This window comes from Stenotrophomonas mori (assembly GCF_023556335.1).
GTDB lineage: Bacteria > Pseudomonadota > Gammaproteobacteria > Xanthomonadales > Xanthomonadaceae > Stenotrophomonas > Stenotrophomonas mori.
In genome coordinates this window covers 547,639-564,371 of sequence record NZ_JAIKTS010000001.1, presented here as the reverse complement: position 1 = coordinate 564,371, position 16,733 = coordinate 547,639, and the positions used below count along the sequence as shown (strand labels likewise).

The window sequence follows — 16,733 nt, the reverse complement described above, 5'->3', positions numbered from 1 at the left end:
TTCGTTCGTCCGTTCCAGGCCGCAGGCGGCGGAAGGTCCGCCGCCCCTGGCCAGCTCACCACTGGAAGCCGGCACCGGCGGTCACGCCGCCGTCGCCGCGCGTATTGGTCGAGCCGCTGAGTTTGTAGATCCAGCGGCCGCCCTCGCTGACCCCGGAAATGCCCACCGCCATGCTCGACTCGCCATGGAAGGTGCTGGCCGCGAACGACGCCATCCGCCGGCCGGCGCCGGTGGGCTGCGGCAGTCCGGCCATGGCCATCGCCGAGGCGATGCCCGCCGACGCCCGGTTGTCGATCCGGCTCATCTGCCGGCCGACATCGTTGAAACGCTGATCGGTGTAGTTCTTCGACCAATCCACGACCTCCCCCAGTCCCTTGTTCAGCTGCGCCACGTTCACCGCGTCGGTGCCGGCCACGCCGGCCGCGACGTTGTGCATCACCACCGGGGCGTTCGCCTTGCCAAGGGTTACGCTGCTGTAGTTGGTACTGCCATCGGTGTTCTGGTCATAACGGACCGTGCCCTGCTGCGATGCCTGCAGCTGGCGCAGGTTCACCGCGTCGGTCGCGCCGGTCGCATCGGCCACATGGACGATCTGCCGCTCGCTCCCGCTGCTGCCGACCGAGACCGCATTGGCGCGGTCGGCCACCGCCCCGGCGCCCAGTGCGACACTGCCGTCGGCCGACGCCTTGGCGCCATCGCCCAGCGCCACCGACTGCTTGCCCGACGCGGTGGCCTGCGGACCGGCGGCCATGCTGTCCTGGCCGCTGGCCGAGGCCGGCGCCTTGCTCGAGTTGACCGAGAAATAGGCGTTCCCGGCGCCGCCGGACTGGATGTTGTCGATACGCTGGTTGACGTTGACGATGGAGCCGTCCAACGCCTCCAGGGCATCGCCGACGTTGCCCAGGGTCTGCTGCTGGGTGCCGCCGCCGGCATCGATCGTGGTGATGTTGAAGCTCGGTCCGGTCCACTGCCCGGCCGCGCTGTCGTAGCCCATGCCGCCGCCCATCGCCGCGGCCACCGCGTCGTGGGTGCCGGCCAGTTGCGCGCCGTTGACCGCATCGCTGCTGCCGGCGTCGACACTGCCGGCGGCGACGTTGCGCAGGGCGACCGCATTGCCGTCGCCGGCGCCACGCAGCACGACCTCGTTGGTCGGCTTGCCGTTGGCGTCGGCGGTGTAGTGCACCGCCAAGGCATCGGTGCCGCTGCCCGGCGATCCGCCCGGCTGCCCGCTGCCGTCCACCAGCCCACTGAGGTTGGACAGCGAATCGCTGATCGAATCGAAGGCATCGCCGATGCCGCTGTACTGCTGCAGGCTCACCAGCCCGTTGCCATCGACGTAGTTCACGCCATAGGACGGCGCGGAGACCGTGCCGTCCGCGTTCACCACCGCGCCGCCGCCGATGAGGTCCGCGAGCGAGTCGCCCAGGCCGAACAGCTGGCCGCCGTTGACCGCCTGGCGGCTGCCCGCCGCCACGGCGCCGGCGCCCAGGTTGCCCACCACCGTGCCGTCGGGGGCGTTGCCCGCGCCCAGTGTCACGCTGCCATGGTCGGCATCGCCCTGGGCATCTTCGTCGTAGGTCACCGCGAACAGTTCGACGCCGTCGATCTGCGCCAGCGCCCCCTTCAGCTGGGCCACGTTGACCGCATCGGTCGCCTCGCGGCCCGCCGCGACATGGGTGATCTGCCGCTCGCGCCCGACAGATCCCACCGCGACTTCGCCGATCGAGTTCTGCGGCGCGCTCAGGCCGAAGGCCGCATAGTTGTCCAGGCCGCCGCGGTCGGCGTTGGACTTGTGCCCCAGCGCCACGCTGTTGGCCTTGTCCGAGGTCGCCCCGGCACCGACCAGAGTCTGCGCATTGGCCGACCCCGCGGCACTGTCGCCGATGACCACCGAATGGCCCTGGCGCGCATCGTAGTCGGCCGTCGGCACGCCCGTCCGGCCATTGCCCGAACCCGTGAAGACCGTGTCCGCATCCTGCTGCGCCAAGCGGTGCTCGGCGTTGGTGCCGATCACCACCTCCTTCGAACCGTTCGCATAGGCGCCGTCGCCGATCAGCACCTGATAGTCCTGCGCGGCGGGGACGCCCCAGCAGTCGATCGTCAGCACCCCCAGCCCCAGCGGATCCGCGCAGGTGCTCGCCCAGGCCGGCGCACTGTCCGGAAGCAGCAGCCCCAACAGGCCGTTGGGCTTGCCGTTGTTGATGTTGTAGACATAACTGTCCGAGGTGACGCCACCGATCAGGGTGAGGTGCGAGTTGCCGCCGGTGGTCAGCCCACCCAGGCCGTCGAGCAGGTCGCCCACCGGACTCAGGTTCACCAGCGGGATGCCCGCCACCGAGGTCACCGAATAGGCCTGGGCCAGGTTGGCGCTGCTCAGGGTGAGGCTGCCATTGCGCAGGTAACCGTCGCCGCCGAACACGTTCTCCAGCGTCGGCCCCAGCAACTGGTCGACGGTACCGACCAGCCCGCCGTTGCCGACCACCAGGCCGGTAGGTCCGGTGTTCACCGGGCCGCCACCGGCCGCCGGCGCCGGCGGTTGTCCGGTCAACTGCCCGACCACGTTGGACAGGCCGCCGGTGAGGCCACCGGTCACGCCATCGAGCACCTGCTGCAGTCCGTCCAGCCCCGAGGCCGAGCCGGTGAGGCCGCCCAGGGTGCCGGTGACCGCGCCGGTGACCGAGGACAGCGTGCCGCCGACGGTACCCAGCAACGACTGCACCGCACCGCCCACGTTGCCCTTGCCCAGCTTGCCGGTCGTCTCCTTCAGGCCGCCGCTCACCGTGGCCACGGTCTGCGAAACGCCGTCGCCGAGCGAGGACGAACCGGTCGCCTTGCCGAGCAGCGAACCGGTCGTATCGCCGACCTCCTCCAGCACCGGTGCGACACCGCCCACGACCCCGTCGAGCAGGTCGCCGACGCCGCTGGTCCTGGTCACGTCGCCGGTCAGCTCCTCCACCGCCCCGACCGTCGACACCACGGTATGCCGCAGCGGGTTGCGGCCGTCATCGTTCTTCCCGGGCCGCAGCACGCTCCCGAGGCCCTGCGCCGCCGTGGCGACGGTCGCCACGCTGCCGTGCACACCGGTCTCCACCACCTTCGGAAGACGCCCCACCGTGGCCGGAACCCTGGCGACGGTGCTGGACAGCGTGGTGGCCACCTGCGAAAGCGGCTTCGGCACCGCGACCCGCGCGCGTACCGCGGCGGTGGAACGCGCGGCGGCCGGAACCCGGACGGTGGCCGCCGCCGGGACCGGCAACGATGCCTGCACCGGCGCCGGCACGTGCACGACCGCCGGCACCACTGCCGCGGCCCCTGGCGCGGTCACCGGCGCATCCTGGGTGGCGTACTTGGCTACCAGCGCCTGCAGGTCGTCCAGGCGCACATCGCCGGCCTGGGCCGGTCCGGCCAGGCCGAGTGCCAGCATGCCGCCGAGGCCGAGTGCACTGCCCGCCTGCAGCGGCCGCAGGCGACGGGCGGCACGCTTGCCGTGGCCGCTGCTCAGTTCCGATGCCACGACGAAAGCATTCAGGGCGTGGTTCCATACCAGTCTGTAGATGCGATTCATGATGAAGCCCCCATGCAGTGCGCCCATCCCACCCCCATGGGGGACATCGGCGTCTGGGATGCACTACAGCAGGCTGGCCAGCGGGTTTTTGCCTGAATCCGGCAAATCGCTATGGCAATCCGGCAAGGACGTGCACAAAGCCGGCACGGCCATGCACGGAATCGGCAAATGCCGAAAAGATGTGATCCGGCTCACATGCGTTCTTCATGGCTCGGCGAAGGTACCGCGCATCAGCGTTTCGCTCGGCAGCTCGCCGAACACCCGCCGGTAGTTGTCGGCGAACCGCGACAGGTCCCACAGCCCGCAGCTCAAGGCGACCGACTTGACCGACTTGCGCCCGGCATCGGCGGTGGACAGCGTCCGGCAGGCTTCGCACAGCCGCAGCATCGACAGGTAGCGCACCGGCGAGATGCCGACCAGCTCCTCGAACGCGTAGCGCAGTGCGCGCTCGCTGACGCCCGCCGCATCGCACAGTTCCTGCATGTAGATGTGGCGCCGGATGTTGGCCCGCATCATGTCCTCGGCGCGCCGCAGAATCAGGTAGCGCGCACGCCGGTTGCGGTTGCTCACCCGGCGCTCGGCCGTGCCGTTGCCGAACAGCTCGCCGGCATGCACGTCCAGCAGCCGGTCGATTTCGTCCGCACCGACCTCGCCGCTGTGGATGCGGCGTTGCAGGCCCTGGTAGTGGGCCTGCAGCGCCGCCAGGTCGCCGCCGCTGACCAGCGGCACCTCGAATTCGCCGGTGTCCATGCCTCCCAGCTGCCGGCTGGCCACGCGCTGCTGGAAACGGCGCAGGGGCACCAACACGAACGTCACCCGGCTGTGGGCGCCCAGTGCGAACTCGGTGATGCCCTCGGGCATCACCGAAACGATTCCGCCCGGCGCCAACGGCACGCCATGGCACCAGCTGGTGGCCGGGTCCACTGACTCCATCCACCCCAGCAGACACCAGTCCACCGGCAGCATGAAGCGGCCACGGGTGCGGGCCCCGAGTTCGAACGTGCACAGCAACGCCTGGTCGTGGACAAACGATGTCACCGCCGCCATCGGCGGCTGGCCGTCCAGCAGCACCAGTTCAACGTGGCACACACGGAGGATGCCCCCCAGCGTGGACAGATCGAACGACCTCAGTGGTTGCTCGCCAATCGCATCAATATGAACGTCCATTACCGTCCGGGTGAGTCCCGTCCTAAGCCCGAATTCCAGATACCGGCCGATGGCTCGCTGCATCCACTGCACTACGAACCACGAAACACCTGGCCCCCTGCATCCGGCGCGCAGTTCCGCCCTGCCGGCGCGTCCATGTCCCATTCATACAACACTCCTGCAGGACATGGACACGTCATGGACGCAAACAGAGAAGCGCGTCACACATACGAATACCCGTGGTTTTTTGCCGAATACGTGTATTCATTCATGCACCGGATGGGAATGATGGACATGGACATGGACGTGCACGCCGCGTCATGGGGCTGGAACGGAATTGTCACGGGGTGGCCGGCCACGGCTTCCGTCAAGGTTCATGTGCCTTCCCTGCCGACGCCAACCGCAGGTCCATGCCTCCACCCGGGAGGTGGCGACACCGGTTTTCCCGGCACGTCCGGCCTTGCGCCGGCCTCTGTTTCTCATGGAGAACATCATGAACGCACAGATCCGCAGGTTTCTCGCTGAAGAAGACGGTGTCACCGCACTGGAGTACGGCCTGTTGGCGGCGGTGATCGCAGGGGTGCTGGTCGTTACCGCAGGCCCCGCCCTGGGAACCTTCTTCACCAACCTGTTCACCAAGCTCGGCGAAGTGGTGAGCAACGCATTCCCCTGACAGGCGACGGTCATGGCCCCCCTGTCGGCAGCCCTCGCGGCGGTCCTCGGCGCCTACACGGTCTATACCGATCTGTATGCGCGCCGCGTATCCAACCGCGGGTTGCTGGCAGCGGTGCTGGGCGGTGTGGCGGCCAGCCTGTTGCTGCCGGCGATCTCCACGCCGCCCGGCATGGCCGCCACCGGGCTGCTGCTGGGCCTGGCGGCGCTGCTGCCGTTCTACGTGCTCGGCTGGATGGGCGCCGGCGATGTGAAGCTGTTCGCGGTGCTGGGCCTGTTGCTGGGCGCACGCGCACTGGTTCCGCTCTGGATCATCGCCAGCCTGCTGGCCGGGGCTTATGCGCTTGCGGTGCTGTTCGCCAGGAGCCGGCACGCCAGCCACCTGCTGGCGTGCCTGCCCGCAGTCGACCGCGCCCGCGAACGGATGTGCGGCTGCGGCTGGTTCAACCGAATGATGGCGTCGCGCCAGGGCCGCTCGGGAATTCCCTATGCCGCCTACCTGGGCATCGCCACGTTGATGGTCACGTTTCCGGAGGGAACCCATGGCTAGCCGACGCACACCAGGATCGTCCCCGCCGCACGGACAGCGCGGCGTGATCAGCATCGAATACGCCTTCCTGCTGATGTTCGGCGTCCTCCCGCTGCTGCTGCTCACCTTTTCCGGGGTCATGATCTTCGCCGCGCAGCAGTCGCTGGCGCTGGCCGCCGGCGAGGGCGCGCGCGCCGCGCTGCGTCATGGCGACCTGGGCGAGCGCCGCAGCAACGCCTGCCAGGCCGCCGCGCGCTCGATGCAGTGGCTGCTCAATTTCTCCGGCGACGCCGCCAACTGCGGTGATGCCACCACGCCTCCGATCGCCGTTTCCGACGCCTATGCGTGCAACGGCGGCGGCACCGCACGCTGCATCCAGGTCAGCGTCTTCTACGACTACGACCAGCATCCGTTCCTGCCCGGCACCGGCAACCTGTTCGGCTGGGTGCTGGGCGAAGGCCTGCGCAGCAGCGCCGTCGTCCAGCTCGACGACGGCCTTTGAACCACGACGTACCCAGGGGGAATTCCAGATGCCCAAGGCCATCCGCATCACTGCCGCACTGCTGCTGGCGCTCGCCGTCCTGCTGGCGATCCTCGCCTTCGGCTATGGCCGGCGCTCGATGAACCCGCCCCAGGCCGCGGCACCGCCGGTGCCGACAACGGCTGCGCAGCGCCATGAGCAGGTCGTCGCCAGCCGTGCTCTGACCGCCGGCACGCCCCTGTCGGCCGACGGGCTCACCCTGGCCGGCAGCGACGAGCTGCACTCGGACAGCTTCAGCCATGTCAGTGCGGTCGTCGGCGGCGTCCTGCTCGAGGATGTCGCCGCGGGCCAGCCGATCCGCCGCAGCGCGGTATCGCGCGGCATCGCCCTGGCCCTCAACCCCGGCGAACGTGCGATCGCCGTGCCGGTGGACGAACTGGCCAGCGCCGGCAACCGCGTGAGTCCCGGCGACTACGTCGACGTGTTCATGAGCCTGCCGGGCATCGGCGACGCCGGCAGCGTCCGCCAGGACACCACCCAGGCACGCCTGCTGCTGTCCCGCCAGCGCGTACTCGGCTATGGCGACCGCGACATGCTTGCCGGACCGCACACCGATGCCCCCTTGCCCGCGGAGACGCCCGCCGCCGAGCCCGGCAGCCGGGCCGAATCGATCATGGCCCGCAGCAGCTCCGGCGGCAGCGCCGGCAGCCCGGGCACCCAGCCGGCACGGACCGCGGTGCTGGCGGTGCAGGTGGACATGATCGGGCGGCTGCTGCTGGGCGCCCAGAGCGGCAAGCTGTTCCTCGCCCTGCGCAACCCGGCCGACACCGCGGTGGCGGACGACGGCATCTTCGCCGCGCCGGCGCCGGTGCTGGCGGTTCGCGGCGGTCTGGACGGCATCGCCTCGGAGCAGGCTGGCCGGCCGGAGAACCAGGCCTTCGCCGGCATCGACCTGGGCGGACTGGCCGGCACCGGAACCGCCGCACGGCCACACCGTCCCGCGCCCCCTTCCCGGCCGGTGTCCCGGCCGGCCCCCCGCAACGGCGGTATCGAGATCGTGCGCGGCACCCAGACCGCCCCGCTTTCCTCGCCATGAACCGGAGTGTGACCATGGCATCGACACGTCCCCGCCCTGCGCGCCCGCTGGCCCGCCTGCTGCTGATCGCCGCCGCGCTGGCCCTGCCGGCGTTCCCCGCGCTGGCCCAGGCACCGGCCACCGACACCGTGCGGTTGGAACTGCACGAGCAACGCCCGTGGCGGCTGCCCGCCGACGTGGAACGCATCGCGATCGCCGATCCGGCCATCGCCGACATCACCACGCTGCGCGACAGGGGCCAGGTGCTGCTGGTCGGGAAACATGCCGGCAACACCACCCTGCTGCTGTGGCAGCGGCGCCAGGAGACCCCGACCCGTGTCCAGGTGGAGGTGCGCAGCGCCGTGCAGCGCGGCCTGCTCGATGCCGCCTCGCCGGCCGTCGCGGTCCAGGACGGCCAGGCCCTGCTGCATGGCCAGGCATCGTCGCTGCTGGCGCACGAAGCGGCGCGCAAGGCCGCCACGGTCGCGGCCGGCGACGAGGAACGGGTCAGCGACGCCTCGACCATCGCCGGCACCGGCGTGGTCCAGGTCGAGGTCAAGGTGGTGGAGTTCAACCGCAGCGTGCTGCGCCAGATCGGCCTGAACTTCAAGAACGCCAATGGCGGGTTCAGCTACGGCATGAGCTCCCCGAGCAGCGCCAGCGACGGCGGCAGCGCACTGTCCTCGGCGTTCAAGCTGATCGCCAGCTCGGCCACCCACCGGTGGGACGCCAGCCTCAACCTGCTGCAGAGCAACGGCATGGCGCGGGTGCTGGCCGAACCCACCCTGGTGGCCCTGTCCGGGCAGAGCGCCAGCTTCCTGGCCGGCGGCGAGCTGCCGATCCTCGAGCCCCAGGGCCTGGGCACCACCACGGTCAAGTTCAAGCCTTTCGGCATCGGCCTCACCGTCACGCCCACCGTGCTGGCCCCGGACCGCATCGCGCTGAAGGTCGCGCCGGAAGCCAGCGATCTGGACTACACCCGCGGCATCACCCTGGAAGGCGTGCAGATCCCGGCCATCACCACGCGGCGGGCCGACACCACCGTCGAGCTCGGCGACGGCGAGAGCTTCGTCATCGGCGGCCTGGTCAGCAGCCAGCTGACCTCGATGGTCAACAAGATCCCGCTGCTGGGCGACATCCCGATCATCGGCTCGTTCTTCCGCAATCTCGACTACAAGCGCGAGGACAAGGAGCTGGTGATCGTGGTCACCCCGCGCCTGGTGCAGCCGCTGGCGCGCGGCACCGCGATCCCGCTGCCCGGCCAGCGCGAGGCCGAACCCAACCTCCCGGTCTGGGGGGCGTGGCTGCTGCACCCCGCCTCCAGCGACCAGCTGCCCGGATTCTCCCGCTGACACAGACACCATGACACCGGTCCTGCCCCTGCCGCTCATGCACCCGAACCAGACGCCCAACCTGCACCTGGTGCTTTACGCGCCCGACAACCGGCACATGGCCCGGCTGGGCGCGACGCTGTCCGGGCATGCCCGCCTGAACTGGGTGGACAGCCGCGAGGTGGGCGCGCCGCAGCTGGCCGGGATCGCCACCGGCGCCAGCCTGGTGCTGCTCGACTACTGCGGCGGCAACGCCAGCTACTCCACCGGCCTGGCGCGGCAGCTCGCCGCCACCGGCTGCCCGCTGCCGATGGTCGGCGTCGGCACGGACGGCCCGGAACAGGCCCAGCACCTGCTGGGCGCGGTGCGCGCGGGCGTGCGCGACTTCGTCGACATCGACGACGATGCCGCGCAGTTCCTAGAAGTCATCACCCGCGTGAGCGCGCAGGCCGCGCCCGCCGCACCGCTCGCCACGCCGCCGGCGGCGGCTCCGGAGGCCGCCAGCGGTCGCCTGGTACTCCTGCATGGCGTGCGTCCCGGCATCGGCACCACCCTGCTGGCCGTCCACCTGGCCGCGCAGCTGGCCGCCCGCGACGCCGGGGCCGCCCCCCGCGCCCTCCATCCGACGCTGCTGCTGGACCTCGGTTCGCCGGGGGGCGACGGCGCGCTCTACCTGGGCATCGACACCCATTTCAGCTACGAAGAGGCGCTGCGCAATGTCGAGCGCATCGATGCCACGTTCGCGTCCACCGCGCTGGGCCACCATGCCAGCGGCCTGGCCCTGCTGGGACTGGCCGGCGCCGGCGTGCCCGCCGCGCACGAGCCCGCGGCGCTGCTGAAGCAGCTGCGCGCCATCTTCCCGCTCGTCCTGGCCGATACCGGCGGAGTCTCGACCCCGCACCTTCCCGATGCACTGCTGGAGCAGGCCCACGAGATCTGGCTGGTCGTCGACCAGGGCATCGGGGCGCTGGTCTCGCTGGACCAGTGCATCCGCGAGCTGGAGCAGCGCGGCCTGCGCGACGAACGGCTGCGGCTGGTGGTCAACCGCTACGATCCCGAAGGCGGCCTCGGCGACCGGCAGATCGCCGAACGCTTCGCGCTGCCGCTGCTGGCCACGCTGCCCGAGCGCAGCCGCATGCTGCGCTCCAGCACCGGCCGCGGCCGCTTGCTGAGCGAAAGCGCCCCCCGCGATCCCTATGTCCGCGCGCTGCAGCCGCTGGTACGGCACCTGGCCGGCGGCCGCGAATCCCCGTCCAGGCATCCCCTGGCCCGCCTCGCCTCCCTCCTGGGTCGATGAGCATGGAAGACAAGGTCACTCCCCTCATGCAGCACACCCCCCCCTCCGTCGCCGAGACCGAACGCGCCCCCGGCGTGCCGTTCGAACAGACCGAACAGTTCCAGAGCGTGCTGTCGGCCGCCCACGAGTACCTGCTCAACCATATCGAGGACGAGCGGGTGGACATCGATTCCTGGTCGCCGGCGACCACCGCCAAGTTCGTCCAGGCGCAGACCGCGGCCTTCGTCAAGGAATGGAAGATCCCGGTCAATGCCCAGGAAATGGAGGCCGTCGCCACCGCCCTGCAGAAGGAGCTGATCGGTTTCGGGCCGCTGGACGACCTGCTGTACGACCCGGAGATCGAGGACATCCTGATCAACGGCTACAAGGACGTGCACGTCTCCAGCGGCGGCATCCTGCAGCGGGCGCCGCAGCGCTTCAGCGACGACCGCCACCTGCTGCGCATCCTGCGCCGCATCATCGCGCCGCTGGGTCGCCGCCTGGACGACTCCAACCCCATGGTCGACGCACGGCTGCCCAATGGCGGGCGGTTGAACGCGATCATCTCCCCGCTCGCGGTCGACGGGCCGATGGTGTCGATCCGCAAGTTCCGCAAGGACCCGTTCACCCCCGACGAGCTGCTTGGCCGCGGTGCCTTCGACAAGGCCATCTATGCCCTGCTCAACGCGATGGTGCGCGGGCGCTGCAACATCCTCATCTCCGGAGGCACCAGCTCCGGCAAGACCTCGCTGCTCAATGCGCTGGCGGCCTTCATTCCCCACAACGAGCGGGTCATCACCATCGAGGACACCGCCGAGCTTTCCCTGAACCACCCGCATGTGGTGCGCCTGGAAAGCCGGCTTGGCGGTTTCGACGGCAGCGGTGCGGTCAGCATCCGCGAACTGGTGCGCAACAGCCTGCGCATGCGCCCGGACCGGATCGTGGTCGGCGAGGTGCGCGGTGCCGAGGTGCTGGAGATGCTGCAGGCGATGAACACCGGCCACGACGGCTCGATGGCCACCATCCACGCCAACTCGCCGCGCGACTGCCTCTACCGGCTGGAGATGCTGGCCGGTTTCGCCGGCTTCCAGGGCAGCGAGGAGAGCCTGCGCCGGCAGATCGCCAGCGCCATCGACTTCATCGTGCAGATCTCGCGGCTGGGCAACGGCCGCCGGGTGATCCTGTCGGTCACCGAGATCACCGGGATCAGCGACAACATCATCAGCAGCCAGGAGCTGTTCAAGCACGAGAGCTGGGTCGACGACGACGGCCGGGAACGCGACCGCTGGATCGGCCTCGGCTTCCACCCCCACTGCCACAAGCTCGAACCCTATCGGCTGGAGCTGCGCCAGGCCGCGCTGGGTGAACTGCCATGACCGCCGCCCTGCTGATGGCCAGCATCGCCCTGCTGCTGGTGGCCGGCGCCCTGCACCTGTGGTGGGGTGTCGCCGCGCGCCATCAGCAGCGCTCGGCCGCGCAGCATGCCGAAACCCGGCTCCCGCCCGCGTCTGCCGGCCCCGCGGGCCGGGCCGCCGCGGGGCCGGCGCCGCGCCGCCAGCGCTGGGCCGAGCTGCTGCGCCGCGCCGGGCTCGACGACCGCGTGCACACCCTGGTCCTGCTGCTGCTCCCCGGCCTGGTGCTGGGCGTCGGCGCCGGCATGCGCCTCGGCTCGGCCTGGTTCGGGCTGCTCACGCTGCTGCTCTACCTGCTCGGCATGGGGCTGTGGCTGCAGCGCCGCATCGAGAAGGTCCGCCAGCGCCTGGTCGCGCAGATGCCGGACTTCCTCGAGAACATGGTGCGCATGACCGGCATCGGCAACAGCCTGTCCATGGCCTTCCAGGGCGCGGTGCAGAACGTCACCCCGCCACTGCGGCCGATCCTCGACAGCACCCTGTCCTACACCCGCGCCGGCATGGACCTGGACCGCGCGCTGCTGCAGGCGGCCCAGGCCTACCGCCTGCAGCCGCTGGAAATGCTGTCGGTGATCCTCGGCACCAGCATCCGCATCGGCGGCCGCAGCGACCAGATCCTGCAGCGCATGAGCGACTTCATGCGCGACATGGAGGAAGTCCAGCGCGAGCTGCAGGCCACCACCTCGGAAACCCGCATGTCGGCCTGGGTGCTGGGGCTGCTGCCGGTGCTGTCGGCGCTGTTCATGAGCCTGCTCAACCCCGAGTTCTTCCAACCGATGTTCCAGGCTGCCCTGGGCAAGAAGATCCTGCTCGTGGCGCTGCTTCTGGAAGCCATCGGCGCGTTCACGCTGTACCGGCTGGCGAAATCGCTATGAGCCTGCTGATCGCCCTGTCCATTGCCTGCGTCGCCCTCGCGCTGCTGCTCATCGCGGCCGGCCTGCTCCACCAGGACCGCCGCGCGCAGCAGGTCAAGGCGACGCTGCAGAGCGCCCTGGACAGCCAGGGCAAGTCCGGCGAGCCCGCCGCGCCGCGCACCCGCTGGCAGGCGCTGCTGGCCGAACTCGTCTCCCTCGGCGGGCACTTTGAGGGCAGCCGCCTGCAGAAGGCCCTGCTGGCACCGGAAGACCGCCTGCTGCTGGAGCAGGTCGGGTGGAACCACCAGGCCGGCGCCGCGGTGTTCCTGGCACTGCGGCTGCTGCTGGCGGTGCTGGTACCGGTGCTCGGCCTGCTGCTGCTCCAGCCCCATGGCCTGCGCGCCCTGGCGATGGTCGGCGGCGGGCTGGCGTTCGGCATCCTGCTGCCGAAGTTCGCCCTGCGGGCCTGGGCCGGCCGCCTGCGGCGCCAGGTCGACGACGAGCTGCCGCTGCTGATCGACCTGCTGCGTCTGCTGCAGGGCATCGGCTTCAGCGTCGACCAGAGTCTGCAGATGATCGGCGAGAAACTGCAGGTGGCCATTCCCGTCCTTGGCCACGAGATCCAGCAGGCCAACCTCGCCTACACCCGGGGCCGCAGCCGTCCGCAGTCGCTGCGCCGGCTGTCGGAGGATTTCGGCAACGAAGACCTGCGCAGCCTGATGCAGATGATGCTGCAGGTCCACCAGCACGGCGGCGCGGTGCAGGAGCCACTGAAGCAGTTCGGCATGCGGCTGCGCGAACAGCGGCGGATGAAGATGAAGGAGAAGGTCGGGAAGCTGTCGGTGAAGATGACCGTGGTGATGATGCTCACCCTGCTGCCGGCGCTGATGCTGGTGCTGGCCGGCCCGGCCATCCTGGCACTGGCCGGCGCGGTGGCCGGGATGGGGGCGCCATGACCCGTCCCGGCACTCCCACCGCCCCGCGCATGCCCGCCCGGCGTGTACCGCCCCTGTTGCCGGTGCTGCTGCTTGCACTGCCGGCCCTTCTGGCCGCCTGCAGCCATGGCGGCAACGGCTACCGCCTGCCTCCGCCCGAACCGGCCTCGGCACCCTCGCCGCAGGACGACCGCACCCTGCACCTCGCACTGATCCGCAAGATGCAGGAACAGGGCGCCTACTATGCGTCGCTCGCGCACATCGATGCCTTCCGCAAGCGCTTCGGCGAGACCCCGGAGCTGCGCCTGCTGGAGGCCGATGCCCTGCGTGAGACCGGCAGCGGCGCGGCCGCCGCGCCGATCTACCGCAGCCTGGTACGCGGACCGCAGGCGGCACCGGCCTGGCACGGGCTCGGCCTGATCGCGGCGGCCGCCGGCGATCCCGACGAGGCACAGCTGGCACTGGCCAATGCCGCCCGGCTCGATCCGCTGGAGCCGCAGTACCTGGGCGACCTGGGATTCGCGCTGCTGCAGTCCGGCCATGTCGCCGATGCCCGTGCCCCCCTGGCGAAGGCGGCCGAACTGGCCCCCGGGGACTCCCGGGCCGTGGCCAACCTCGCCCTGTGGGCGCTGCTGAGCGGCCAGCCCGCGGCGGCCGAAGCCATGATGCAGCGGGCGGGCCTGTCGCAGGCGGTGCGCAATGAGGTCCTGCGCCTGAACAGCACCCTGCGCCGTCCGCCGACCGCCGCGGCCTCTCCGTCACCCGCTGCCCCGGCGGCGGCGGCCGCCGCCGCCAGCGACCCTGCCACTCCCCCGCCGCCCGGCTCCATGCTCGAGCGCTTCGCTCCAGCCCCCCAACGTTCCGATGAGGTGTTGCCATGAAAAGACGCATCCTCGCGCTGTGCCTGCCGATGGCCTGCATCGCGTCCGCCTGGGCCCAGCACCCGCCGCTCACCGCCCGCACCGACATGCCCGTGGCGCCGGCCGTCCCGGCGCCGCCGGCCGCCACCGCCACCGGCACGGGTCCCGCGCCGGCCACCGCCGCGGCACACCGCCCTGCCGCCCCCGGATTCGGGCAGGCCACCCGCGCACTGTTCCAGATGCAGGCCGAGGGCACCCACGCCGGGCCGCCGCTGCCGATGCTCGGCGAGACCGCCAGCCGCAGCTACCAGCGCTACCTGGACAGTTTCGATCATCCCATCCCGGAGTATTTCGACGCCGCGCTGCCCTCGTCGACCGGTTCCTCCACCCGCTGAGGTCCGCCATGAACACACCGCGACTCCTTCCTCTTTCGTCCTGGCGCCTGCACCGCAACCAGCACGGCGGCGGCGCGGTGATGATGATGCTGCTGCTTGCCGGGCTGGTGGTGATCCTGGGGCTGGTCGAGATCGGCTACCTCTACTGGGCCAAGCGCGACGCGCAGAAGGTCGCCGACCTGGCGGCCCTGGCCGGCGCCCAGCGGCTGGAAACCTGCACCGCCGACCATGGCGACAATCTCGCGGCGCGCCGCAACGCGGTCGCCGACAATGCGTTCGAAGGCGCCCTGGCGATCACCTGCGGCTACTGGGGGGCGGAACTGCCCGGCGCTGCCCGCTTCGTGCCCGCCGATGCGGCGCGCCCGTTGAACGCGGTACGGGTAACCGTCTCCCGGCAGGCGGTTCCCTTCTTCGGCCAGGCCGGCGCCCTGCCGATGGTCAACGCCACCGCGGTGGCCCGGCGCACCCCGCCGCAGGCGGCCTTCAGCGTCGGTTCGCGGCTGCTCAACATCAATGGCGACGCCCCCCTGCCGGGCCTGCTGCGGCTGGTCGGCATCGACGTCAACAGCACCCAGATCGCCAGCTACAAGGCGCTGGCGGACGTCAAGATCACCCCGCGCGGGCTGCTCGAGGCACTGGGCGTCACCGTCGCCGCGGACATCACCGCCGGCGAGTTGAACCACCTGCTCTCCACCCAGCAGCTCAGCGTCGGCAAGCTGCTGGAACTGGCCGCCGACGCCGCCCGGGCACAGGGGCTGCTCGATGTCGGCGTGGGCCTGCTGGAGCAGGAGCTGGCGCGGGTAGGCCTGCGCGACGTCATGGTGCAGCTCGGCTCCACCGCCACCAGCGGCGGGCTGTTCGCGAGCATCGTCGGCGGCAGCCAGGCCGCCAGCAGCGCCCTGGACCTGGACGTCAACGCCCTGGACCTGCTGGGCACCAGCATCTCCATCGCCAATGCCAAGCATGCGGTGGAGGTGAACGGACTGAGCGTGGTCGGCATCGACGTCATGGCCAGTGTCGTCGAACCTGCCTCGATCGCCATCGGTCCGGTCGGCACCACCGCCTACAACAGCCAGGTGCGCCTGTTCCTGGACATCGACTCCAAGCGCATCCCCGCCGTCGGTGCGGTGCTGGACTGGCTGGGCACCCGCATCCGGCTGCCGACGTACATCGACGTGATCGACGGCTTCGGCCGTCTGGACGCCATCGACTGCAGCGCGCGCCCGGTCACCGCCACCGTGGACGTCACCAGCGCCATCGCCAACATCTGCATCGGCAAGGCCAGCACGCCCTGGGATTCCACCCGCGACCTGTGCGGCACCGGCCTGGCCGAGGAACAGCTGGTCACCCTGCTCGGCGGCAACATGCTGACAAGCAAGATCGCGCTGGATGCACTGTCGCAGCGCGACCGCCTGACCCTGCGCGAAGGCGAGACCGGCACGGTCATGCCCAACGACCTGCAGATAGGCACCCTGGTCGCGCGGCTGGTCGATGAGCTCCTGGGCACCCTCGGCGCCCTGTTCGCGCCCCAGGGCAACAGCAGCGAGGCGGCCCGCAACCTGGCCACCCAGTACCTGGAGGCCACCAAGGTCAATGGCTTCTACAACCCGGCGAATGTGATCAACGCGCTGCAGAACGGGCATGCCAATGCCGCCGGCGAACTGGATCTGCCCGCCCTGGGCGACTGGAACACGCAGATCCCGGGCTGCAAGAACCTGCTCCTGGTCTGCGTCCCGGTCAAGGTGGACGGCAGCGTCTGGGAAGGCTTCCGCCGCGAAACCGGCATCAGCGACAGCAGCCTGGTCGGCGGCCTGCTGGACGTGCTGGGCATCACCGCCTGCGAGGGGCTGATCTCCGGCCTGCTGAACTACAACAACTGCGTCCGCAACTCGCTGGCCAAGTACCTGCAGACCAAGCCCGGCGGCGTCAACGGCAGCGGCGGCTACAACCCGGTCACCGGCAGCGGCACCTGCTCCAGCGTGCTGTGCCTGCTGCTCAAGCCGGTGGTCCACGGGGTATTGCGGCCGCTGCTGGACAGCGTCGGCCGCTTGCTGTCGGTCACCCTGTCCGAGGTGCTGGGCCTGCAGCTGGGGCGTACCGACGTGCACATGCACTCGATCCAGTGCGGCCGCGGCCAGCTGGTGGAATGAAGGCCGCAGCTTCCCGGGCAGCACTGCCCCGCGGTGCTTTGCGGCGCAATGC

At 70.5% G+C, this 16,733-nt stretch carries 14 protein-coding genes; 12 read left to right on the top strand and 2 right to left on the bottom strand.

What is annotated here, in order from left to right; genetic code table 11:
• Positions 1 to 55: 55 nt before the first annotated feature.
• Both K5L01_RS02440 and K5L01_RS02435 read right to left on the bottom strand, forming a co-directional pair.
• On the bottom strand, positions 56 to 3,565 hold the full coding sequence (locus K5L01_RS02440) for an ESPR-type extended signal peptide-containing protein (protein WP_250061623.1): 3,510 nt from the start codon (positions 3,563 to 3,565) through the stop codon (positions 56 to 58).
• A gap of 204 nt (positions 3,566 to 3,769) precedes the next feature.
• Complete coding sequence (locus tag K5L01_RS02435; RefSeq protein WP_250061621.1) at positions 3,770 to 4,732, bottom strand: AraC family transcriptional regulator; 963 nt, start codon at positions 4,730 to 4,732, stop codon at positions 3,770 to 3,772.
• A 472-nt stretch (positions 4,733 to 5,204) separates the two neighbouring features.
• Between K5L01_RS02435 and K5L01_RS02430 the strand changes: the two genes are divergently transcribed.
• Genes K5L01_RS02430 through K5L01_RS02375 form a run of 12 tightly spaced genes read left to right on the top strand, consistent with a single transcriptional unit; the run spans position 5,205 to position 16,681 of the window.
• A complete protein-coding gene (locus K5L01_RS02430; protein ID WP_250061619.1) occupies positions 5,205 to 5,384 on the top strand; it encodes a Flp family type IVb pilin in 180 nt (59 codons plus the stop codon).
• 12 nt (positions 5,385 to 5,396) lie between these two features.
• On the top strand, positions 5,397 to 5,933 hold the full coding sequence (locus tag K5L01_RS02425) for a prepilin peptidase (protein ID WP_250061617.1): 537 nt from the start codon (positions 5,397 to 5,399) through the stop codon (positions 5,931 to 5,933).
• A complete protein-coding gene (locus K5L01_RS02420) occupies positions 5,926 to 6,414 on the top strand; it encodes a pilus assembly protein (RefSeq protein ID WP_250061615.1) in 489 nt (162 codons plus the stop codon). The genes K5L01_RS02425 and K5L01_RS02420 overlap by 8 nt, the downstream gene beginning before the upstream one ends.
• Before the next feature lie 28 nt (positions 6,415 to 6,442).
• Positions 6,443 to 7,489 (top strand): Flp pilus assembly protein CpaB, encoded by a 1,047-nt coding sequence (gene cpaB, locus K5L01_RS02415; RefSeq protein WP_250061613.1) that lies wholly within the window; start codon positions 6,443 to 6,445, stop codon positions 7,487 to 7,489.
• A gap of 14 nt (positions 7,490 to 7,503) precedes the next feature.
• On the top strand, positions 7,504 to 8,820 hold the full coding sequence (locus K5L01_RS02410) for a type II and III secretion system protein family protein (RefSeq protein WP_250061611.1): 1,317 nt from the start codon (positions 7,504 to 7,506) through the stop codon (positions 8,818 to 8,820).
• Positions 8,821 to 8,830: 10 nt separating this feature from the next.
• Positions 8,831 to 10,096: a CpaE/TadZ family protein gene (locus K5L01_RS02405; protein WP_250061610.1), complete on the top strand. Its 1,266-nt coding sequence runs from the start codon at positions 8,831 to 8,833 to the stop codon at positions 10,094 to 10,096.
• A gap of 2 nt (positions 10,097 to 10,098) precedes the next feature.
• Positions 10,099 to 11,451, top strand: a complete 1,353-nt coding sequence (locus K5L01_RS02400) for a TadA family conjugal transfer-associated ATPase (protein WP_425603812.1) — start codon at positions 10,099 to 10,101, stop codon at positions 11,449 to 11,451.
• Positions 11,448 to 12,362, top strand: coding sequence for a type II secretion system F family protein (locus tag K5L01_RS02395; RefSeq protein ID WP_250061606.1), 915 nt, complete (start codon positions 11,448 to 11,450; stop codon positions 12,360 to 12,362). The genes K5L01_RS02400 and K5L01_RS02395 overlap by 4 nt, the downstream gene beginning before the upstream one ends.
• Positions 12,359 to 13,297, top strand: coding sequence for a type II secretion system F family protein (locus tag K5L01_RS02390; RefSeq protein ID WP_250061604.1), 939 nt, complete (start codon positions 12,359 to 12,361; stop codon positions 13,295 to 13,297). The genes K5L01_RS02395 and K5L01_RS02390 overlap by 4 nt, the downstream gene beginning before the upstream one ends.
• A complete protein-coding gene (locus K5L01_RS02385) occupies positions 13,294 to 14,157 on the top strand; it encodes a tetratricopeptide repeat protein (RefSeq protein WP_250061601.1) in 864 nt (287 codons plus the stop codon). The genes K5L01_RS02390 and K5L01_RS02385 overlap by 4 nt, the downstream gene beginning before the upstream one ends.
• Positions 14,154 to 14,531: a DUF3613 domain-containing protein gene (locus tag K5L01_RS02380; RefSeq protein WP_250061599.1), complete on the top strand. Its 378-nt coding sequence runs from the start codon at positions 14,154 to 14,156 to the stop codon at positions 14,529 to 14,531. The genes K5L01_RS02385 and K5L01_RS02380 overlap by 4 nt, the downstream gene beginning before the upstream one ends.
• Positions 14,532 to 14,539: 8 nt before the next feature.
• A complete protein-coding gene (locus K5L01_RS02375; RefSeq protein ID WP_250061598.1) occupies positions 14,540 to 16,681 on the top strand; it encodes a TadG family pilus assembly protein in 2,142 nt (713 codons plus the stop codon).
• Positions 16,682 to 16,733 lie beyond the last annotated feature (52 nt).